The sequence below is a fragment of the Flavobacterium kingsejongi genome, from assembly GCF_003076475.1.
Classification (GTDB): Bacteria; Bacteroidota; Bacteroidia; order Flavobacteriales; family Flavobacteriaceae; genus Flavobacterium; species Flavobacterium kingsejongi.
Genome location: NZ_CP020919.1, coordinates 2180046 through 2201763, shown reverse-complemented (window position 1 = coordinate 2201763; position 21718 = coordinate 2180046). Strand labels below are relative to the sequence as shown.

26 protein-coding genes are annotated in these 21718 nt (G+C 41.8%); 19 read left to right on the top strand and 7 right to left on the bottom strand.

All coding sequences use genetic code 11. From position 1 onward, the window contains the following. The first annotated feature begins 5 nt into the window (after positions 1-5). The 4 genes from FK004_RS09660 (at position 6) to FK004_RS09645 (ending at position 2737) form a co-directional block, all read left to right on the top strand. Positions 6-683, top strand: a complete 678-nt coding sequence (locus FK004_RS09660; RefSeq protein ID WP_108737084.1) for a hypothetical protein — start codon at positions 6-8, stop codon at positions 681-683. 12 nt (positions 684-695) lie between these two features. Next, the gene (locus FK004_RS09655) at positions 696-1379 is read left to right on the top strand and encodes a M949_RS01915 family surface polysaccharide biosynthesis protein (protein ID WP_108737083.1); all 684 of its coding nucleotides are present in this window, start codon (positions 696-698) and stop codon (positions 1377-1379) included. Between the two features lie 131 nt (positions 1380-1510). Then, positions 1511-2167, top strand: a complete 657-nt coding sequence (locus FK004_RS09650) for a VOC family protein (RefSeq protein ID WP_108737082.1) — start codon at positions 1511-1513, stop codon at positions 2165-2167. A gap of 18 nt (positions 2168-2185) precedes the next feature. Beyond that, positions 2186-2737, top strand: a complete 552-nt coding sequence (locus FK004_RS09645; RefSeq protein WP_108737081.1) for an AAA family ATPase — start codon at positions 2186-2188, stop codon at positions 2735-2737. Between the two features lie 66 nt (positions 2738-2803). Here the strand turns inward: FK004_RS09645 and FK004_RS09640 are convergent, their stop codons facing one another. After that, positions 2804-3004, bottom strand: a complete 201-nt coding sequence (locus FK004_RS09640; RefSeq protein ID WP_108737080.1) for a hypothetical protein — start codon at positions 3002-3004, stop codon at positions 2804-2806. Between the two features lie 290 nt (positions 3005-3294). Here FK004_RS09640 and FK004_RS09635 point away from each other — a divergent pair, with 290 nt between their 5' ends. Both FK004_RS09635 and FK004_RS09630 read left to right on the top strand, forming a co-directional pair. Beyond that, positions 3295-3843 carry an ATP-binding protein gene (locus FK004_RS09635; RefSeq protein ID WP_108737079.1) on the top strand — a complete coding sequence of 183 codons (549 nt, stop codon included), beginning with the start codon at positions 3295-3297 and terminating at the stop codon, positions 3841-3843. A 9-nt stretch (positions 3844-3852) separates the two neighbouring features. Further along, positions 3853-4383, top strand: coding sequence for a hypothetical protein (locus tag FK004_RS09630; RefSeq protein ID WP_108737078.1), 531 nt, complete (start codon positions 3853-3855; stop codon positions 4381-4383). A 24-nt stretch (positions 4384-4407) separates the two neighbouring features. Here the strand turns inward: FK004_RS09630 and FK004_RS09625 are convergent, their stop codons facing one another. Next, positions 4408-5070: a hypothetical protein gene (locus tag FK004_RS09625; RefSeq protein WP_108737077.1), complete on the bottom strand. Its 663-nt coding sequence runs from the start codon at positions 5068-5070 to the stop codon at positions 4408-4410. Between the two features lie 181 nt (positions 5071-5251). Here FK004_RS09625 and FK004_RS09620 point away from each other — a divergent pair, with 181 nt between their 5' ends. Both FK004_RS09620 and FK004_RS09615 read left to right on the top strand, forming a co-directional pair. Further along, positions 5252-5809: a TetR/AcrR family transcriptional regulator gene (locus FK004_RS09620; RefSeq protein WP_108737076.1), complete on the top strand. Its 558-nt coding sequence runs from the start codon at positions 5252-5254 to the stop codon at positions 5807-5809. 69 nt (positions 5810-5878) lie between these two features. Then, positions 5879-6868: an aldo/keto reductase gene (locus FK004_RS09615; RefSeq protein WP_108737075.1), complete on the top strand. Its 990-nt coding sequence runs from the start codon at positions 5879-5881 to the stop codon at positions 6866-6868. Between the two features lie 60 nt (positions 6869-6928). Here FK004_RS09615 and FK004_RS09610 read toward each other — a convergent pair whose 3' ends face one another. Next, positions 6929-7369: a DUF417 family protein gene (locus FK004_RS09610; RefSeq protein WP_227871574.1), complete on the bottom strand. Its 441-nt coding sequence runs from the start codon at positions 7367-7369 to the stop codon at positions 6929-6931. A gap of 342 nt (positions 7370-7711) precedes the next feature. Between FK004_RS09610 and FK004_RS09605 the strand changes: the two genes are divergently transcribed. Together FK004_RS09605 and FK004_RS09600 are read left to right on the top strand one after the other, a co-directional pair. Continuing rightward, on the top strand, positions 7712-8443 hold the full coding sequence (locus FK004_RS09605) for a hypothetical protein (protein ID WP_108737073.1): 732 nt from the start codon (positions 7712-7714) through the stop codon (positions 8441-8443). Between the two features lie 186 nt (positions 8444-8629). Further along, positions 8630-8950 carry a hypothetical protein gene (locus FK004_RS09600; protein ID WP_108737072.1) on the top strand — a complete coding sequence of 107 codons (321 nt, stop codon included), beginning with the start codon at positions 8630-8632 and terminating at the stop codon, positions 8948-8950. On the opposite strand, the gene FK004_RS09595 is transcribed toward FK004_RS09600, so the two are convergent. Further along, on the bottom strand, positions 8947-10158 hold the full coding sequence (locus tag FK004_RS09595; RefSeq protein ID WP_108735429.1) for an IS256 family transposase: 1212 nt from the start codon (positions 10156-10158) through the stop codon (positions 8947-8949). The genes FK004_RS09600 and FK004_RS09595 overlap by 4 nt on opposite strands. A 392-nt stretch (positions 10159-10550) precedes the next feature. Here FK004_RS09595 and FK004_RS09590 point away from each other — a divergent pair, with 392 nt between their 5' ends. Further along, entirely contained in the window at positions 10551-11315 is a 765-nt protein-coding gene (locus FK004_RS09590; RefSeq protein ID WP_108737071.1) for a hypothetical protein, read from the top strand. A 59-nt stretch (positions 11316-11374) separates the two neighbouring features. Here the strand turns inward: FK004_RS09590 and FK004_RS09585 are convergent, their stop codons facing one another. Then, complete coding sequence (locus FK004_RS09585) at positions 11375-11926, bottom strand: hypothetical protein (protein ID WP_108737070.1); 552 nt, start codon at positions 11924-11926, stop codon at positions 11375-11377. Between the two features lie 425 nt (positions 11927-12351). Here FK004_RS09585 and FK004_RS09580 point away from each other — a divergent pair, with 425 nt between their 5' ends. From FK004_RS09580 to FK004_RS09545, 8 genes are all read left to right on the top strand, one after another. Beyond that, positions 12352-13077 (top strand): hypothetical protein, encoded by a 726-nt coding sequence (locus FK004_RS09580; protein ID WP_108737069.1) that lies wholly within the window; start codon positions 12352-12354, stop codon positions 13075-13077. Between the two features lie 184 nt (positions 13078-13261). After that, positions 13262-14146: an SDR family oxidoreductase gene (locus FK004_RS09575; protein WP_170108553.1), complete on the top strand. Its 885-nt coding sequence runs from the start codon at positions 13262-13264 to the stop codon at positions 14144-14146. A gap of 328 nt (positions 14147-14474) precedes the next feature. Then, on the top strand, positions 14475-15239 hold the full coding sequence (locus FK004_RS09570) for a ParA family protein (protein WP_108737068.1): 765 nt from the start codon (positions 14475-14477) through the stop codon (positions 15237-15239). 7 nt (positions 15240-15246) lie between these two features. After that, the gene (locus tag FK004_RS09565) at positions 15247-16146 is read left to right on the top strand and encodes a ParB/RepB/Spo0J family partition protein (protein WP_108737067.1); all 900 of its coding nucleotides are present in this window, start codon (positions 15247-15249) and stop codon (positions 16144-16146) included. Then, a complete protein-coding gene (locus FK004_RS09560) occupies positions 16146-16718 on the top strand; it encodes a DUF5683 domain-containing protein (RefSeq protein ID WP_108737066.1) in 573 nt (190 codons plus the stop codon). The genes FK004_RS09565 and FK004_RS09560 overlap by 1 nt, the downstream gene beginning before the upstream one ends. A gap of 11 nt (positions 16719-16729) precedes the next feature. After that, positions 16730-17431, top strand: a complete 702-nt coding sequence (gene dapB, locus FK004_RS09555; RefSeq protein WP_108737065.1) for a 4-hydroxy-tetrahydrodipicolinate reductase — start codon at positions 16730-16732, stop codon at positions 17429-17431. A 13-nt stretch (positions 17432-17444) separates the two neighbouring features. After that, positions 17445-19001, top strand: a complete 1557-nt coding sequence (gene lepB, locus FK004_RS09550) for a signal peptidase I (RefSeq protein WP_108737064.1) — start codon at positions 17445-17447, stop codon at positions 18999-19001. A 70-nt stretch (positions 19002-19071) separates the two neighbouring features. Further along, entirely contained in the window at positions 19072-19686 is a 615-nt protein-coding gene (locus FK004_RS09545; protein ID WP_108737063.1) for a WbqC family protein, read from the top strand. 56 nt (positions 19687-19742) lie between these two features. Here FK004_RS09545 and FK004_RS09540 read toward each other — a convergent pair whose 3' ends face one another. After that, positions 19743-20786, bottom strand: coding sequence for an endonuclease/exonuclease/phosphatase family protein (locus tag FK004_RS09540; protein WP_108737062.1), 1044 nt, complete (start codon positions 20784-20786; stop codon positions 19743-19745). A 32-nt stretch (positions 20787-20818) separates the two neighbouring features. After that, the gene (locus FK004_RS09535) at positions 20819-21685 is read right to left on the bottom strand and encodes a rhomboid family intramembrane serine protease (RefSeq protein WP_108737061.1); all 867 of its coding nucleotides are present in this window, start codon (positions 21683-21685) and stop codon (positions 20819-20821) included. Positions 21686-21718 lie beyond the last annotated feature (33 nt).

Genomic DNA, 21718 nt, shown 5'->3' with positions numbered 1-21718 from the left:
GAATCATGAAAAGATCCATCCCGATTGCCCTGCTACTGCTTTTGGTCCTGCTTTCCTGTCAAAAAACGATACCTACTATTGACCTGCTGTCATTGTCCATGGATGAACCGCTCGAAAAAGTAGTCTATGCCGGGAAAGAAAACGTCCTTATTGGAATATCCACAATGGAAGCCCCCAATTCCCTCGCGGTATGGGTCAGTGACAGCCCCAATTACAGTATTGATGGCTATGCGCTGGATGTTGTGGATGTGTACTTTAAAATCCATTCCAAAGTCGCTACAGAAACCCTCAAAAAACGTATGGAATCCGGTACTGGTGGTGCTTCAATTGATATGAAGCCGGCTAAATCCAATGAAGCCATCCGGAAGTTATTAGCGGAATTTAAAGCCGACCCTAACGTATATGCCTGCATGATACAGCTCAAGGACAAAGACATCCCTGAAGTAGGCAAACGCCTTATGGCACGCTATGGTAAAGGCACTAAAAATCCGAATAGCGACAATGGGATCTATTGGGATTTGAAAAAAGAAAATAAGTTTGTCCTTTTCGCACCCGATTATTCCTACCTGACCATCATCAATAAAACGACCGTTTCCAAAACCTGCTATTATGATGGGTTTAATGGCATTATCGATTTTGGCGGTTGCGACAAAGAGCAATACATGAAAGATTTCTATAAGTAAAAACAATCCCAGATGCTCCGAACAATATTCCTGTTACTCCTCCTACCGCTAAACTGCTGGTCCCAAAAACCTGTAGAAAACCTGCTTGATGCAGCTACTGCTGCAAAAGTAATAACGCCAGCAGTCCGAAAAAACCTTAAGATTACCTTTCCAATCTTTCGAACTTATAGCTACAGGGACACTTCGGGATTGCATTACCTGGCCCTTACCGAAAGGGAGTACCAAAAAACAAAGGATGGCGTGCTTAATGATAGCATTCGTGCTTTTTTAATTACTGAAAAATCAGGAGTACTCCAAACCGAAGCTACTGTATTCGATTATATCAAACCCAAAGAAGACGAGGTATCCGATGAGTTTTCGATTACCTTCTGGACCAAATACCTTACGCTAAAAGACCTGGATGGTGATGGCCTCACCGATCCCATAATCGTATGGGGAACCATAGGAGAAGATGCAGGCCCTTATGGGCAAATAAAAATCCTGGTGCTTTACAAAGGCAGGAAAATTATGATTCGCCACCATGAAAGCCCACTCGATTCAGAAAGGAATATACAAGTGGATGCTGCATTTTATACCCTACCCATAAAAATACGCCATGAAATCGCTTCCATTATGGGCCGGATCGAGAAAGACAAGAATGGTCTTTTTCCTTCGGAATGGAAAACGGATATGGCAGCCAAAAAGTTGCGCTTTTAAAAAACCTGTATCAGTTCTGGTTATGTTAGTATCGACACTATCATTGCCCTGAACGCAGGTTATGGCAATGGAGGTTGTACATTTGAAGGAGCATTATCAGGTAACCCTGTTACACTTAATACACGCTCCACATGAAAATTAAAGCCCTATACCTCACTACTGGCAACCTTGCTGCCACAATCGATTTTTACACTACTGTTTTACAAATACCTGTCAGGCATAAGCAGGAAAACCAGGTAACCTTTTATTTAGGAACTACCCTTGTACAATTTACACTGGTGCCCAATAGCAATCCAGTCTATCATATTGCGCTTGACATTCCCCACAACCAACTGGAGGAAGCCTATGCCTGGCTCCAACCCCGCACTGCCATTCTGCCTGTAAGTCCCGAATCCGATTTTTCAGAATTTACATTGTGGAATGCCAAATCGTTTTACTTTTATGACAATAATGGCAACCTGTTGGAATGCATTGCCCGTTTTGATAGCGCTACCGCTTCCACGCAACCCTTTGACAGTACCGCTATAGTCGCTATAAGTGAAATTGGGATTGTAACCCATGATGTGCCTAAACTGGCAGAGCAACTAATAGAGCGCTATCCGCTCGAAGTATACACCAAACAGCCGGCTGCAGAAAACTTTACAGCCTTGGGTGATGAAACAGGCCTATTGATACTGGTAAAAGACAACCGAAACTGGTTCCCAACTGATACTGTAGCCGTTTCTTTTCCCCTAATTGTTGTTTTTGACCATGCCAGTAGCCCCGAACACCGACTGGAAATCGAATAGTAACCTAATTTATACTACATGTTACCCACAGAGCAACACCCTTATTTTGTCCTTACAGGTGGTCCCGGATGCGGAAAAACCACTTTGATTGAAGCTCTCCATACCTCCGGATTCCGAACCATTCCCGAAGTAGCCCGGGATATTATAAAGGAACAAATGGAAACCGGTGGTGATGCGCTGCCCTGGAAAAACCGGGAACGCTATACCCAACTCATGCTGGAACGTTCTATCGTTTCCTATCAGGAAGCCGCCCAAAACAACAGCCCGGCTTTTTTCGACCGTGGCCTTCCCGACACCCTTTGTTATGCCCGTTTAATTGGATTGGAAATCAGTACTGAGATGGAGCAGGCAGCCTGGGATTACCGGTATCATAAATCGGTATTCCTGCTCCCACCCTGGAAAGCGATTTATACTACTGATAGCGAACGAAAACAGGATTGGGCAGAAGCCGTGCGTACCCATACTGTAATGGCCGAAACCTATCAGGATTATGGATACACCATTATTGAAGTGCCTAAAAAAACCGTACAGGAACGAATTGCTTTCCTACAGGAAATCGTAAACCTCTAATTACTAAGGCATAAAAAAAACACCCTGTAAGGTGTTTTTTATTGTAGAATTTTATTGGGTAGTACTTTATTTTACGGCATCGGAATCCAGCATCACATAGGTATTCCGGGTTTCCTTACTTTCGATGTAGGTGATAATTTTCATCTCTTCATGCGCTATGATTTTTTTCAATTGATCCAGTACATATCTCTTATTCTCTTCATACGATAATTGTGGGGATGTTTTCAGTTTATCGCTCATTTCAATAGTTATAATCGTCTTTCCCATTGGGTTTCGTAATTTAAAGGCAAGTTAACCCCAAATAGCCTTTAGTAGGTTACGGTAAAACCGTAAAAACAAGCACAATAACACTGTTATGGGTACTGTTTTCAGTAGCTAAGGCTCTTATCTGTAATGCCTACATGTTCATTTGCTTCTTTTCGAAGCAAGTAGCGCTTTTTTGTTTTTTGTATATAATAATATTTTACTTTTGCACCATAATTCATTCAGATTCAGGCGTCCCCTCCCTTTTTTCAGAATAAAGTCGTAAATTAACTTCATTCAAGATTCCTTTGTGTATGAAAAACATCATCAGTTCTTCGCAGCTTGCGGCCATTATTACCATCGTATTTGTATTTATCCTGGATTATTATATCCCGCCTGGGACCGCTATCGGAATGCTCTATTTAGCTGCGCTTCCGATGCTTATCGATAGTAGCAAGAAAACAATTGTCATTTTTGCCGCAATCATCTCCTTCCTTATTTTGGAAAATCTTGCCTATTTTGGCAGCACCCGTACTTCCGTTTATATCGACCGCGCGCTTTCGGTATTATCCGTTTGGGTGGTGGCCTATGTGATTATTCGCTATCGTATCGTCCGCGACCGGAAAGAAGGGATCAAAGAAAAGCAGCGGAAAGCATTGGAAGAAATGCTGTTTATCACCAACCACAAAGTGCGTCACCCTATCTCCAACATGTTGGGTATAGCCGAAGAAATCGAAGACCCACAGCACAATCCGCAGGAAGTACGACAATTACTGAAAGCGTTATACCCACAGCTGAAAGAACTCGATGACTTTACCCGTCAGTTAACCCTATTCATGGACCAGCAAAAAACAAGTCTTTAATCTACAGCTATGGCCTATCCTAAATTCCTCCTCCTGTTATTCCTTTTTGCTTTGTCCCCTACTGTTGGAGCACAAACGAAAGCACAGGACCTATTGGCCATCAAAAAAGAATACCAGGCAATTGCTGCCGACAAAAGCCTAAAAAAGGTCACACTCGACAACAGTGCCTTTTTAGACACTCCCACTGATGGAGGACGGGAGCTTTCCGGATATTATAAAAAGGGGCAGCTCCGTAAAATTGTGGCCACAATAGGACTTTCCAACGGTATGACTCAAATCGAATATTATTTTAAGGATGGTCAGCTGATTTTTGTGTATGAAGTATTCAATGCCTATGACTATACTGAATCCAAAGGCACTTTTGACTATACCAAAACAAGCCGGACGTTTGAAGGCCGGTACTATTTTAAAGAAAATCATCTGGGAGATCTTAGTACTACCGGACACAACCGGTTTGAAGACGATGCCCTCGATCCGGAAAAAATTTTACTGCAGGAAGCCAACACCTATAGCCGGCTCCTGAAAGCCAAAAAGAAATAAGCCGTTACTTTACAGCCATTAAAGCTATGGTGTTTGCTCCGATAACGCCGTTATGGTTAGGTGTGTTTGCTCCACATCACCTCCGTCAGGATGAAAAATCCACAAATCGTTGTTGTCCCGGCAATCGATAAACAGCAAACGGGTACCCTCGTACCCTATAACCAGGCATTCAGAAAGCATAGCCCATGTAAATTCAGATGTATCCTTTTTAGGGAAAGGAAAGAGCGCTGCCAGGGAATGTGCAAAACCCTTTAATTGCGCTACTGTGAGGTAAGACTTTCCGTCCACTACGGTCGGTTCACAAAGTTCCGCAAGATCATACACGATAAAATGTGCTTCCGATTCAAAAACGGTCAGTTCGGGACGAAAGTGACCACTATTCAGATAATCCAAATAAGGAGCCGGGATTTCAATCTTTGCTTTTTTAAGAATAGCTTTTAATTGTGGAACCGTTTTTTTCTGCTTTGCAACTGGAATAGCAGGATCAGTATAGCCCATCCCAGTTGCCTGCCATGCTACGGTATCAAAATTAAATTCACGGGAGCAATGTGGACAATCCAGCATCATAAAAGTCATTCTTTTTTCTGTCGCAGTTTGTAAAAAGTCCAGATTGTGGTTACTTAATGCTTCAGGTTCAAATGTAATTCCGCAGTCCCAGGCATAAGGACAGGTGATTGCTTTCATCATAAAAGTAGTATTGATAGCATACAGAGTATCCCCTCATGCTTTTATCCCCTAAATATATAAAAATTGAAATACAAAATGCGTGTTACACACCAACAGTAGGACTTTAAAAAGTTTTAAATTGCAAACTTTTGGAATATTCATTCCAAAACTCTACTTTTGATGGTATCAATTACCAAACACCATGACAAAAAAAGAGCAAATCCTTCAGGAAACCCTCCAGCTTATCGTTTCCAAAGGAATACATGCCACACCAATGTCCGAAATTGCCAAAGCGGCCCATACGGGAATGGGTACCATTTACAACTATTTCCCTACCAAGGAACTATTATTAAATGAACTCTACTTCCACTTAAAACGCAAAGAAGCACAGCTGATTATGGAAGGGTACGACGATACGAAACCTGTAAAACAACGTTTTGTATACCTATGGAAAAAGATGATGCAGTATTTCCTGCAGGAACCGCTGGACTTTATGTTCCTCGAGCAGTTCTATTATTCCCCAACCATAAATCCCGAAGCCAAGCACCAGGGCAGCCTCCACCTTGAAGTATTAGATCAGGTATACACTGACGGCCAGGCACTGGAAATTATAAAACCGGGTGCTATCAGGAAATGGATTGGTTTTACAAGCGGATCCTTACTGGCATTAGTCAAACTCCACCACAGCCAGTACATCATAATCTCCGAACAGGACATTGAATTTTTCATCCAATCGGCCTGGGATGGCTGCAAGGCGTAAAATAAACTGCAGCAAAAATGGAACATATATTCCAAAATATCCTACTTACTAATTTTAAAATTATACATTATGAACTACCGATACATGGGAAACACCGGGCTTCCCCTAAGCGAATTATCACTGGGCACCTGGCTGTCTACAGGAATGAAAGTAGACGAAAAGCAATTTGACAGCCTTACCGGTACGGCCTATGACGCCGGGATAAACTTTTTTGACAATGCGGAAGTCTATGCCGATGGCGAAAGTGAAAGAGTCATGGGAAAAGTATTCGCTAAAAAAAGCTGGGACCGAAGCAGTTACATCCTCTCTTCCAAGGTTTATTTTGGCGCACATGGTGCAGCAACCAGGCCCTCCCAAAAAGGACTAAACCGGAAGCACATCATAGAAGGCTGTGAAGAAGCACTGCAACGCCTTAAAACCGATTACCTCGATTTGTATTTCTGCCACCGTCCCGATCCCCATGTCGCTGTTGCCGAAATTGTATGGGCGATGAACATCCTGATCAACCAGGGCAAGATTCTCTATTGGGGTACCAGCGAATGGAGTGCACAGGCCATAACCGAAGCCCATTATGCCGCAGCACGTTACAACCTCATTGGCCCCTCTATGGAACAACCACAATACAACCTTTTCTACCGGGATAAAATGGAATTGGATTACCTGCCGCTTTTCAAACAATTTGGAATGGGAACAACAACCTGGAGCCCGTTGGCCAGTGGCATGCTTACCGGAAAATACAACAAAGGCATTCCAGAAGGATCCCGCCTCACTACTGCAGGTTTTTCGTGGCTGAAAGACGTGATGCATACCGAAAAAAGAATCGGGCAGGTCAATCAGCTGATGGAAATTGCTACAACGATCGGGTGTACTCCGGCAGCATTGGCCATTGCCTGGTGCCTTAAAAATCCTAATGCTTCCACTGTCCTGCTTGGCGCTTCCACTACCGGGCAACTGGAGGACAACCTCAAAGCCGCCACTGTGGCACCGCTATTAGATGCTCCCCTCCTTTCAGCATTGGATACCATTTTTGAATCCAAACCTGAATCCCGTATTTTCTAAGATAAAGCTATACTGAAATGCATAAAAAAATCCCGGAATACGCTGTATTCCGGGATTTTTTTATGCTGTTATTTTTCGCTTTTCCGGCCAGTGGTCTAAAAGGACCTGCAGGCAGATTCCCAAGGCCATAATATCCTTTAAGATAAAGAAGTCGGTTACCGGAACATTATCCACAATCCGGAATACACCCGGTGTGGACAGTAAAAAAGTCAGGGTTGTCAAGAAGATAACAGTACCTAAAAGCCCACCCATAAAAGCGATTTTTTTTGAAAAAGGCGAAATTGCCAATAAAAATGCAGTGATAATTTCAAATATCCCAATGACATTCGATACCGCCTGAACACTGCCTACCTTGTACATCCAGGACATCAGCGGACTGTACTCCACCAGTCTTTGAATCGCGTGAGCTTCAACAGGCGTAAATTTAAAAATACCAATCCAAAGCAGTATCAGTACCACCCCGCATACCCCAATTTCTGAACCCAATTGTTTTCTCATCATTATCTATAATTAAAATTAGTAAAGAAGCAAATAGGCATTGCGGTACACAAAACCTGTTTTTAGGGGTAGAATAGGTTTCGTAAATTTAGTAATTATCCATTTCCAACCTAATTTAAAAATAATTTTAACACACATTGTTAATTAAAAACAAATGATGCGTCCTGGTACAGCTGGAGCCTCTAAAGAAAAATAAATGATGTTAAAAGTGTTTTATTTTACAATTACAACACAACATCAATAAAAAACAAACGTTAATCTCAATATCATACAATATTATAACAAGTCTTGCTTCCCCGAAATAGTATGTAACTTATTTTTATTAATTTCAAATACCTTACAATTATGGACAAAGCCAGAAATTACAATGTCAAAGATGTCGAAATGCTAATGACAGCTGCTACGCTCATTGAAAACGCGATTGCAAACAAAACCTTCCTGCAATCCAAACGGGAAAATTGGGGCGATTCTTACTTTGAAGACATCAAAACGCGAATTGATACCGCGATCCAGGTACATCTGGGTATTGACGGTGCCAAAGAATTGCGTAACGCCACCCAGGAAGTAGCTACGATCCAGCTTGCTGCCCGAAAAGACCTGGCAGAAGTAAAAGTGCAGATTGAAGAAGATTTTAAATCAGAACCTGGATTTCGGGATGAAATCCTAAAGCAACTCGGCTTTACCACCTACATGGAAGGCGTTCGGAACAGCAGCCAGGAATCCATGATCAATCTGCTTTTCCAGTTTAAAACCAACCTGAATGAAAACCTAAAAGCCGCTATTATTGCCAAAGGTACTGCAGCAGCAACACTGGAAGCAATCGTCGCCCAGGCCGATGCACTCGCAGGAACCAATGTATTTCAGGAAACCCAAAAAGGAAACCGTAAAAACACTACTGTTGAAAGTATCACGGAATTCAATGCAGTATATGATACGGTAATCAGCATTAGCCGGATTGCGCAGAACTTCTACAAGCAAGAACCCACAATAAAGGATCAGTTCAGCTTTATCAAAATTGCCAAGACGCTTAAAAACAGCAGGGCGACCAAAGCAAGGGAAACCAAAATCGAACGCTAAACCACTGCCCATAAATCCCGCAACCCCACGGGATTTTTTATACCCATTCAACGATTACAAGCAGCCACCGAAAGCCAATACAACTATTCTTCCATTTCCAATACACACACAGAAATTCGATCCACGCCTCCCGAAAGTCAATACACGCCTATAGAAATTGCAAACACACCTACCGAAGATCAATACATGCCTATAGAAATTGTAAACACGCCTACCGAAAGTCAATACACGCCTATAGAAATTGTAAACACACCTACCGAAGGTCAATACACGCCTATAGAAATTGTAAACACGCCTACCGAAGGTCAATACACGCCTATAGAAATTGTAAACACACCTACCGAAGGTCAATACACGCCTATAGAAATTGTAAACACACCTACCGAAGGTCAATACACGCCTATAGAAATTGTAAACACACCTACCGAAGGTCAATACACGCCTATAGAAATTGTAAACACGCCTACCGAAGGAGACTGGTCGAAATTTTGTGTAAACAGTTCTTAGTGTTTAATATTACACCTTTCTCCAAATATGACCAAGAACTGATTCATGATTAATCCCCAGCTTGGTATTGCATTTATCCAGCTTTTTTCACAATTTTGTATTGCTAAATAGACTGATTTCTTGACGCTTTTTTCATCTGGGAACTGCACTTTTGTTTTGGTATATTTTCTAATTCCCCTGTTTAAGTTTTCTATTGTATTTGTGGTGTACATTATTTTCCTGATTTCAGCAGGATAGGCCAAAAAAGGCATGAGATTTTCCCAATTCTTTTCCCAGGAGCAAACGGCATATTTATATTTTGCTTCCCAGTTTTTTTTAAATTCAGCCAGAGCTAAAACGGCTTCTTCCTGATTTATTGCAGTATATACTTCTTTCATTGCACTGCAAAATGCTTTTCTATCCTTAACTACTACAAACTTAAGGCTATTCCTTATTTGATGAACAATGCAAAGCTGGGATTCTGTATTTGGAAAAACACCTCTGATAGCTTTTGTAAATCCGGTAAGGTTATCTGTACAGGCAATGAGAATATCCTTTACTCCACGAGATTTTATGTCAGAGAGTACAGTCATCCAAAATGAAGCCGACTCTTCTTTATTTAGCCACATTCCTAATACTTCTTTCTTACCATCTGTTTTTAGTCCGATTACAATGTAAATTGCATGGTTTTCATATTTCCCATCTGTTCTTACTTTCATATGCACAGCATCCATCCAAACAATCAGATACTGTGGTTCTAAAGCCCTTTTAGTCCATAAATCAACATCAGCCAGTATTCTATCAGAGATGGTCGAAATCGTGGACTCACTTACTGATATCCCATAAACTTCTTTAACTTGTTCTACAATATCACTACGGGTCATTCCACGACTGTACATTCCTAAAATAGCATCTTCAATCTTTTCACTCATCGATTGGCCTTTTCCGATGACCTGAGGCTCGAATTCACCATTTCTATCCCGGGGAATAGCCAGGACCATATTGCCCAAAGTCTCTGATTTTATATTCTTTGAGAAAGAACCATTACGGCTATTGCCTGTATTGTATCCGTCAATATTATGCTTCTCATATCCCAGATGAGCATCCAATTCTCCCTGGAGTAGCTGTTCAATGCCTTGTTTATACAGGTCTTGAAAAAAAGTATGGAAGTCTTCTTTGTTTTTAAATTGCTTTGCAAAATCTTTGGGTAATTTACCATCTTCGATCATAATCCGCTCTTTTTAAATTATTTAAATGTAGTTCTTTTAAATTCTATACTTAATGATCTGTTGTTTTTTGGCTAAGCCTTAAAATCTCAAATCAAATTAAAATCAATTTCTACGTTTACACAATCTAACGACTACTCCCTACCGAAGGTCAATACATACCTATAGCAACTTTAGATACGCTTCCTGCAAAAAGTATATACTGTACCGCAATACCCCTCCTATAAACCGTACAATCAAAAAATAAGGCAAATACTACTTTCTGTTGCTTTTTTATACATTTAATGTCTTTTAAATAAAAAACTCACACAAAAACTGTTTTTCATCATAAAACGAACATTATTTAATACAGCAATGGTTATATTTGCCATTCACCTGCTTAAACAAAAAATAATATGGATAAAACGCTACTGGCGTTGGAATTCATCAATGATGAAGAAAATGCATTTCAGGGATGGGCACAGGGTGGATTTTATCCTTTGCATCACCATCAAATCACTCCGATGATGAAGAAACTTCCCTACGGATTAGACGACCGGGAAGCTGTTTTATTTTATTATCATCTAATGCGGCTGGGCCATGTTATACATCCCGGCACTTCAAAACAATATGTATTCCTGCAGCAGGCTTTCCAGGAATTGCTGCCCGTAATGGAAGAGCATTATCCACGGAATTGTTTTAATAAGCTCGAGGGCGCTTTTCTCTTTGGCGCACTGGAAGCCAACGATGCCGAGAAAGTAACCGCCACCACCTATACCGATTACATGCGCTACAGGGAGGTTATCGTACAGTGCAACAAGTACAGCAGCCTTCCCAATATGCGGAAAAAGAAGGCACTCTTCCAGACTTATGCACAAAATCCAGAAATAGTACAACGTGTCATCAGGGCGCTGGAACACATACAGTTCGTACACAATTGCCCGCTCGTTAGCGATGCTACCTTCTGGGGATTTATATTCATACTGGTACTCAGCAAAACAGCCGCTTCCCAACATTGCCTGTACCGTTTTACCGATACCGCACGCGTACTGCCTGATAAACGAAGCCATATCTGGATCCTGACATCATTCCTAAAAGACCTGCAGGATCCCGAACAACAGGAATTAGTAGACCGCCTGTATGCCCTGTATCCCGCAGCATGGATGGATGAATCTGAATAATACCTTACAAATGGCAGCCCTGTCCCCCTACACTACAGTATTGTCAAAATCCCGATTGCTTAATAATAGGTGATTTCCCGTATTATTTTCTGGATTGGCTCCTGTACTCCCGTTTCTGCACGGATGCGTTCCACCCAATTTCCCTGCGTATCATACCGATAGGTAATTGTAAAATGCCGGGGTTCATCTTTGTCCCGGTACACCATTGTGATGAGGTCACCCTGTGCATTATAGCGGTACTCAAAATAAGCATCCTGAGCCAGCAATTTCGAAACCGATACCCTATATTTCGTATAATCATTATAATCAATCGCCGTACCCCGTACTTTGGAAAGCCGCTCCAGCACTACGTTATCTGCTTTGGCAACCATAGCCTGGTGCTGCACACTATACGTTGTGATGGCCCTGCGCTCCCCAGTTGCATCCAACAATATTCCAGCCCCGCTGAAATGAACTGCAATACTGCTCACCTGCCCTTTATAACTGCCCGAATATAAATCGGTATTCGTTCCTATAACATCGTAATCCCAAACCTGCCACACACATTTTTTTACTTTACCCACAAGATCAAATTCCTCATAATCCGGGCTGGCAAACTTCTTGGGTGTCATTTGCGCCTGCGCGTTTAAGGAAAAAATACCCAATACTATAAAATAGTAACATCGTAGGAATGAAAGCGGCATAGCAGTCTGAATTAAGATAGATAGTCTACGAATGTAGCTCAAAAAAAATCACGCTTCCGCAAATGATACTAAAAAAAGCCTTTTTTTTAGTTAAACAAATACCAAATAAATCGGCTTTACGTTTATTTTTTTCAACTTTGCCACGCAACCTTTACGGCACTATAGAATCTTACTATAGCGTAACGTAACAGTACGCAAATCCATGTATTGCAATCCCCCTGTAATTCATGGCGCTCCCCGACCACTACTATAATAAATGTACCATAGAAATAAAAACATTTATTAAAATTCATAAATAAACATTTTTGTTTATTTAATTTTGCTATCAATGCACAATAAAAATTTAAAGTAGTATGGCTGAAAGAAAAAGAGATTATAAAGTTAAAGATGTAGATATGGTGCTTACCGCAGCAACCGTAATCGAGAATGCGATTGCCAATAAGGCCTGGCTGCAATCCAAACGCGAAATATGGGCAGACCCCTATTTTGACAGCATCATGGACCAGATCAATGTTGCCATACGCACACACCTGAACGAAGAGGATGTTGCCGCATTGCGAAAAGCGAATCAACAGATGACCGACATCCTTCCCGGGGCAATTGAAACCGTGACAGTCGCCAAATCCCAGTTCAACAAACACTATAAAGACAATCCGGCCCGCAAAAAAGACCTGTTGAAACAACTGGGTTTCAAGACCTACCTGAAAAATATCATTGGCAAAAACCAAAAAGCCTTGGTCTGTTTCCTGCACCAGTTTACGACCCAACTCACTCCGGAATTGAAAAGTGAGCTGATAGCTGATGGAATCACCGTTGAAATCCTGGATCAGATCTGTACCCTTACCGAAAGCCTTGCCGATCACAGCATGATGAAAAATGCACCTTTAGGAATGCCGGAAACCAGTATGGAAGCCCTTCGGGATTTTAATACGATTTACAACAAGGCAGTGCACATTACCCGAACGATACAAAAGTTCTACAGTAGTGAACAGGCAAACAAAAGTGCTGCAGAAACCAAAACGACTACCCGAAAACCGAGAAAAAGGATCGTCCCCGAAGCGAATAAACTATCCCGTTAATTTTGGGTTACCGATTCCATCAGGGAGAGTAATGACCGGTGTACAGCCTGATGATTGCACCTGAAATAGCCATTCGGGCACAATCCGGACCAGGCGGTAAAATCATCAAAAAAAGCGCAATACGCGATTCGGACGGTCGAAGTCAGCCATTATTTTATATATTTACGATACTAAATTATTCAGAATGGATTTTACAAAGAAAATGCTTCGTGACGATGCTTTGGAAGGAAAAGTAATCGTAGTAACCGGAGGCGGAAGCGGCCTGGGAAAAGCAATGACAAAATATTTCATGGAACTGGGTGCTAAAGTAGCCATTACCTCCCGGGATCTTGACAAGCTAAAAAATACCGCACAGGAACTCGAATCCCAAACCGGAGGCCAATGCCTTCCCGTACAATGTGATGTTCGCCATTATGACGAAGTCGAAAACATGTTACAGGCAGTATTAAAAGCCTTTGGAAAAGTGGATGTATTGCTGAACAATGCTGCCGGCAATTTTATTTCCCCTACCGAAAGGTTATCTGCCAATGCTTTTGATACCGTAATCGACATTGTACTGAAAGGATCTAAAAACTGTACACTGGCTTTCGGAAAACACTGGATCGACCAAAAACAGGAAACAGCCACAGTGCTGAATATAGTAACCACCTATGCCTGGACCGGATCGGCCTATGTTGTCCCTTCGGCAACAGCCAAAGCCGGCGTACTAGCAATGACGCGAAGCCTGGCTGTCGAATGGGCTAAATATGGCATTCGTACCAATGCGATTGCACCGGGCCCTTTCCCGACCAAAGGAGCATGGGACCGTTTACTTCCCGGAGACCTGGCTGAAAAATTTGATATGGCCAAAAAAGTGCCGCTGAACCGTGTGGGAGACCACCAGGAACTTGCCAATCTTGCCGCTTACCTCGTTTCCGATTTCTCTGCCTATGTCAATGGTGAAGTGATTACGATCGATGGTGGCGAATGGCTAAAAGGCGCCGGGCAGTTTAACCTGCTGGAAGCGATACCCGAAGCACTTTGGGATCAGCTGGAAGCGATGATTAAAGCCAAGAAAAACAAAGAATAAAGTCCTTTTTATCAGGACATAAAAGCCTTAAACCGGTACGAGACAGCTGCCCCCAAATACGGGACAGCAGTCTGGAAAATACAGCACAGGAATTCCGGGCACTACAGCCCAAAAAAGGAATCCGACGCTTCATTCCAGCAGGCTCCAACCCTTTTAAGGCTTTCCTTTTTTTATGCCCTCGGTATTATCCCACTATGCATCCTTGCGCTATTCTCTCCTAATGTCCATCATACAGTACGACTTTGGTACTTTCTGGAATTGTTAACAAATTAGATTTTCAAAACCCATAAATAATTGTATTTTTACGGTTCAAAATTTTAAAATTTAAATGGGTAAAATCATTGCTATTGCCAATCAAAAAGGGGGTGTTGGAAAGACAACGACCTCAGTAAATCTAGCCGCTTCTTTAGGGGTTTTAGAGAAAAAAGTTTTACTTATAGATGCTGACCCTCAAGCCAATGCGAGCTCAGGTTTAGGTATTGATGTAGAAACTGTCGAGATCGGGACTTATCAGATATTAGAACACAGCAACACTCCGGATGACGCAACGATTACCTGTTCTGCTCCGAATGTTTTCGTTATTCCGGCTCATATTGACCTGGTAGCGATTGAAATCGAGCTTGTAGATAAAGAAAATCGGGAATATATGTTGAAACAGGCGCTGGAAAGTGTCAAAGACAAATATGATTATATCCTGATTGATTGTGCCCCTTCACTGGGACTTTTAACCCTGAATGCCCTTACGGCAGCAGACTCTGTCATTATCCCGATTCAGTGTGAATATTTTGCATTGGAAGGATTAGGCAAACTGTTAAATACGATTAAGAGTGTACAAAAAATACACAATGCGGCGTTAGATATTGAAGGGTTACTATTGACGATGTATGACTCCAGGTTGAGGTTATCCAACCAGGTAGTGGAAGAAGTGCAAAAACACTTCCATGATATGGTTTTTGATACCGTCATCCAGCGTAATGTAAAATTAAGTGAAGCCCCGAGTTTTGGAGAAAGCATCATCAACTATGACGCAACCAGCAAAGGCGCAACAAATTACCTGCATCTTGCAGAAGAAATTATAAAGAAAAACAGTTAGTAGGTTTATGACAAAGGCTATAAAAAAACAAGCATTAGGAAGAGGATTATCAGCATTATTAAAAGATCCTGAAAATGACATCAAATCTGTAGATGACAAGAATGCAGATAAGGTCGTTGGCAGTATTGTTGAGCTTGAACTTGATGCGATTGAGATAAACCCCTTCCAACCCCGAAGTAACTTCAACGAAGAAGCGTTGCGTGAACTCTCGGTTTCCATTCGGGAACTTGGTGTAATCCAACCGATCACCGTTCGAAAGCTGGATTTCAACAAATACCAGCTGATCTCGGGAGAACGACGACTCAGGGCCTCTAAATTAGCCGGACTTACCGCTGTACCTGCCTATATCCGTATTGCGAACGACAATGAATCCCTGACAATGGCCCTGGTAGAAAATATCCAGCGTCATGATTTGGATCCTATCGAGATCGCTTTATCCTACCAACGCCTGATGGATGAAATCCAGCTGACACAGGAACAGATGAGTGACCGGGTCGGAAAAAAACGCTCTACAATTGCCAATTACCTGCGCCTTTTAAAACTGGATCCGATCATTCAGACCGGTATCCGTGATGGTTTTATCAGTATGGGACATGGGCGTGCCATTATTAATATTGAAGACCAGGATATCCAAACCGATATCTATCAAAAAATAGTAAGCCAGAATCTTTCTGTCCGGGAAACCGAAACCCTGGTTAAAAACTACCAGGAAAGCCTGAAGCCGAAACCGGCTACTAAAGCCAAAGCCACCTCTTTTGATGTCGAAGAATCCGAAAAGAAAGCATTTACCAATTATTTCGGAACCAAAGTAGATGTAAAAGTTGCAGCGAATGGGAAAGGCAAAATCACGATTCCTTTTCATTCCGAAGAGGATTTCAATCGTATTATGAAACTAATAAGGGACTAGTGAAGAATATTGCACTCATAGCACTTTTCGGTTTCCTTTGTGGAAATTTTTCTGTTTTTGCCCAGGCCAAAACTACCGAAATGCAGCTGGTTGCCGCTGACAGTATCAAAGGTGACGAAATTGACCCGCTTTCCCCGGCCAAAGCCGCCTTTTATTCCGGAATCCTTCCGGGTCTTGGACAGGCCTATAACCGCCAATACTGGAAAGTCCCGGTCGTATACCTCGCGATTGGAACGAGTACCTATTTCTATGTCAGCAATAACAGGCAATACCACCGTTACCGTGACGAATACAAACGAAGGCTTGCCGGAACCAGCGATCCTGCTGATCCGTACTGGAGCCGCCTGAAAACCGAACGAATCGTAGATGCCCAAAAATACTACCAGCGCAACCGGGATTTATCCCTGTTGATTACGGTGGGCTTTTACATCCTGAATATCGTCGAAGCGAATGTTAGTGCCCATTTGATGCAGTTTAACGTCAATGACAACCTTTCGCTAAGACCGGACTTCCCACAGAACGACATTGATTACAAACGCAATGTCGGACTGACTTTAAATTATTCTTTTTAAAAATAATACGAATGAAAATTGCACTTTTAGGTTATGGCAAAATGGGGAAAGTAATCGAACGGATTGCTTTGGAACGCGGCCATGAGATTACGATGCGAAAATCCAGCACTGATTCTTACGAAGGGCTTGAAAATGCAGATGTCGCTATCGATTTCAGTATCCCGGACGCAGCAGTGTGTAACATTTCTGCCTGTTTGGATACTAATACACCAATAGTCTCCGGAACCACAGGTTGGTTAGACCAGTATGATGCTATGGTAGCCTTGTGCAAAGCAAAAGACGGCGCTTTCATTTACGGATCAAACTTTAGCCTTGGCGTGAATATCTTTTTTGAACTGAACAGTCACCTGGCCCGCATTATGGCTAAGTTTGACCAATATAAAGTCCGCATTGAAGAAATACACCATACCCAAAAGCTGGATGCCCCGAGTGGAACAGCCATCACACTGGCAAACGATATTATTGCCGATTCGGGTTATACCGCCTGGAAACTGGACGATGCCGGAGTACATGACATCCACATCGATGCCCAGCGTATTGAAAATGTACCGGGTACACACAGCGTCTATTATGACTCTGATGTCGATCAGATTGAGATCAAGCACCTGGCACATAACCGTGAAGGTTTTGCTTTAGGCGCGGTTATTGCAGCCGAATGGCTTTTGGATAAAAAAGGCGTTTTCACGATGAAAGACGTTTTAGAATTAAAATAAAAACAGACCTACAATGACAGCAATTCAGTGGTTTATATTCTTTTTGATACTTCAGGTAATACACTTTTTGGGTACCTGGAAACTATATGCCAAAGCAGGCAGAAAACCATGGGAAGCCTTAGTTCCCGTATACAATGCCATCGTCCTGATGAAAATCATCAACCGTCCGGTGTGGTGGGTAATCCTGCTTTTTATACCGGTTATCAATATCATCATGGCTCCTGTAATATGGGTAGAAACCCTGAGATCCTTTGGTAAAGACAAAACTTCAGATGCTATCCTTGGTATTGTAACCCTTGGGTTTTATATCGTCTATATCAATTACACCCAGGATGCCGATTATATCCGTGATCGGAGCACCAAACCTAAAAATCAGGCTTCGGATGTTATCAGCTCGATATTATTTGCTGTAATCGTTGCAACATTAGTACACACGTATGTAATGCAGCCTTTTACCATCCCAACACCTTCCCTTGAAAAATCTTTATTGGTAGGCGACTATCTTTTTGTGAGTAAGTTCCACTATGGTGCGCGTACTCCTATGACAGAAGTAGCTTTTCCAATGGTACACGATACTATTCCGGTAATCAATACAAAATCATACCTGAACAAACCACAGATTCCTTATTTCCGTTTTCCTGCTTTTGGGGAAGTCCAGAAAAATGATATTGTAGTATTCAACTGGCCGGTAGACACCGTGCGGTATTTCCGCGACACCCAAAGTGTAGGGATCCGCAAGCCTATCGACAAAAAATCAAACTACGTAAAACGTTGCGTAGCTACTCCGGGGGATTCCATCCAGGGCAAAAATGGCGTAGTGTATATCAACGGTAAGGAGCTGATCCTGCCAGGACGTGCCCGCCCACAAATGACGTATATCGTTACAACAGACGGCACACAGCTCAATGAGGATTTCATTCGCCGGGAATTGCAGATTACCGATTACATCGGGGTATATCCTAATGAACCTAACAGCTATATTTTCCAGTCGGTAACACAAAACGCTGTAGACCGATTGAAAAATGCGCCAAACATCAAAAGTGTCACGCTCCAGCTTGCTAATGTTCCGGATCCGGGAATTTTCCCTTATACCAAAAACTGGAATGTGGATAATTTTGGACCGATCTATGTGCCTCAAAAAGGCAAAACAGTAGCCCTGAACACCGCCTCATTACCATTCTATAAAATGATCATTACAGAATATGAAAAGAATGACCTTCAGGTTATTGGAGACGAAATCAGAATTAATGGAAAAGTAGCTACAAGTTACACTTTTAAAGATGATTACTACTGGATGATGGGAGACAACCGTCATAATTCTGAAGACAGCCGTTATTGGGGATTCGTTCCGGAAACGCATATCGTTGGAAAACCGGTTTTCATCTGGCTGAGTTTAGATCCGAATGCTAAAGGATTTGCTAAAATCCGTTGGGACAGGATGTTTACCACCGTAAGTGGCGAAGGACAACCACAATCTTATTTCCGTTACTTCCTTGTTTTTGTAGGACTGTGTATCGCACTGGATTACGGCATAAAAGCCCGCAAGAAAAAAAGAATGGAAAACCAATAAGTTGCAATAGTTACCCGTTTAAAAATATACATCCTCCCCTCACCGGGAGGATTTTTGATACCTGCACCTCATGAATATTTTACTCCACCCTACCTATTTCCCATCCGTAAGTCATTTTGTAGCCTTAGCACAGGCAGAGAACATTACCTTTGAAATGGACGATAACTTCCAAAAGCAGACCAACCGTAACAGGATGTATATCTACAGTCCTAATGGCCTGCAAATGCTCAATATTCCCATTAAGCACAGCAATGACCTGCATCAAAAATATAAGGATGTCCAAATTGAATCGGCTTTTAACTGGCAGAAGATCCATTTTAAATCGCTGGAAGCCGCCTACCGGAGCTCCCCTTTCTTCGAATACTTTGAAGACGAACTGATGCCTGTATTTGAGAAAAAGCACAATTTCCTGATCGACCTCAATTATGAAACGATTGAAATCCTAAAATCCTGCTTGGGCATGAAATTCCAGTACGATAAAACCATCGAATACTTTCGGGAGCCTCAGGCGGGCATTACTGATTTTCGGTATTTGGCCAACGGAAAAAAAGACAACACCCTATTTAGTGAATACACACAGGTATTTGGAGAAAAGCACGGGTACCTGAACAACCTCAGCATATTGGATCTTCTTTTCAATGAAGGCCGTTATGCATTAGACTACCTAAAAGAACATACGCTATAGGCTCAAAGGAAACTGGAACTGAAATAGTATATCTGGGAAGTTCTGTAAAAGGAATATTACTCAAACGACATCCGTGCCATAATCGGATAGTGATCTGAATTTACGAAGTTGGTAAAGTTCTTAAAACTTTTAATTTTCATCTTCTTATCGGTAAAAATGTAGTCGATACGGGCCGGATAATACTTAAAATTGTAGGTCGTTCCAAAACCGCTTCCGGCTTCTTCAAAACTATCATTGAGCTGCCCTTTAATGCTTCGGTAAACATACGAGAAAGCACTATTATTCATATCTCCGCAGATAATTTGCGGATAAGGGCATGAATTCTTATGTTCTTTAAAAAGCTCGGCCTGTTGTTGCTGCTCTTTAAAAGCCTGGCTCATCCTACGGAAGATCATTTTGGATTTCTTTTTGTCAATCTGGTTCAGGTCTTCGTCGATCTCATGTACATCGGGACTGATTTTTATAGATTGCATGTGCATGCTGTACACCCGCACAGTATCTTTTCCTTTTTTAATATCGGCAAAAATCACATTGTTCCCCGAATTCGGAAAGTGAATATCGCCCTTCTCTACTATAGGGAATTTAGAATAGATCGCCTGCCCCATTTTGTTGTTTTTATTTTCAAAGAAAATAAATTTATACCGGTACTGGTCAAAATCGGCCAAGTTGCCCGAATACTCCTGGATGCATATAATGTCCGGGTTTTGGTCTTTTACAAAATCAGAAATCTTCTCCGGTATGTATTTGTCATCGATCCATTCATATAAATCGAACATTCTCACATTATAGCTCATTACGGTAAAATCCGATTCTTCTACGGTAAGATCCAGCGAAGACAGCTTGTAGAATTTATTAATGAAAGTAATCCCCAACAGCAGTACCAACCCCGACAACAACATTTGCTTGCGGGCCTGAAACAGCCAATACATAAAGAAAAGCAGGTTAAAAACCAGCATCAATGGCATTACTAAAGTAAGGACAGACAGGAAAGGGAAAAATTTAGGCGCTAAAAAAGGCAATACATAAGCAGCAAATGTCAATACAGTCAACACTATATTAAGCACAAACATTACCTTATTAAACCATGAAAGCTTCGTCATTTTTCCTAAATTTAGTAGTGTAGCAGGGAGTATTATTTCCCGGCTTTAAAAAGAAATTCTTTTTCCTGTTTTGTCAGGCTGTCATAACCGGACTGACTGATCTTGTCCAGAATTTCATCAATCTGTTTTTGCGTGATATCTTTACCCGCTCCCGGAGCAATAGTAGTCCGCACCGGATTCTTATGTACCTTTTTAAAAGGTGTTGTTTTTTTAGGCTGGAATAACCCCGTAAAAAAAGTAATAATGCGCGCAATACCACTACTTAAATCGGTTCCCTGCTGTAATAATTTGATAAACACAAATCCAAAAAAAGCACCGGCAAGATGCGCGATATGCCCACCTGTGTTTTCGGCCCTGATCTGAAGCAGGTCCAGGAGTATAATCACGGCTGCAATATGCCAAAGCTTCACATTTCCGATCAGCAACAAGCGTATAGACATCAAAGGCGCATAGGTGGCCGTAGCGACCAGAACCGCCATAATAGCAGCAGACGCACCCACTACCGATGTCGCTACAGGAGAAAGCCCCGGAAACACAAAATAGACCACTACAAAAACAACTCCGGCAAATATGGAACTCAAAAGATAAAGCCCTAACAATTGTCTTTCATTAAAGAAGGTCAGGAACAGCCGGCTTGAGAAATTGAGCACCATCATATTAAAAAAGAGGTGCAGAAATCCAGCATGAAAAAATGAATACGTAAGCAGTGTCCAGGGATAGTATAGTAAATTCCCGGGAGCTGAAGACAGTTTCAGCCATTCGGGATATATAAAAAACTGGTTTTGGAAATTATAAAAGAAAATAAGGGAAAGTATAAACAATCCGACATTCCAAAAAATCAGTTTTTGCGAAATCCCTCCAAACTTGTACTGCTGTTTTATATCTTCCAGAATCCCCATTTATTTTGTATTATTTGACTGATTAAATTACAG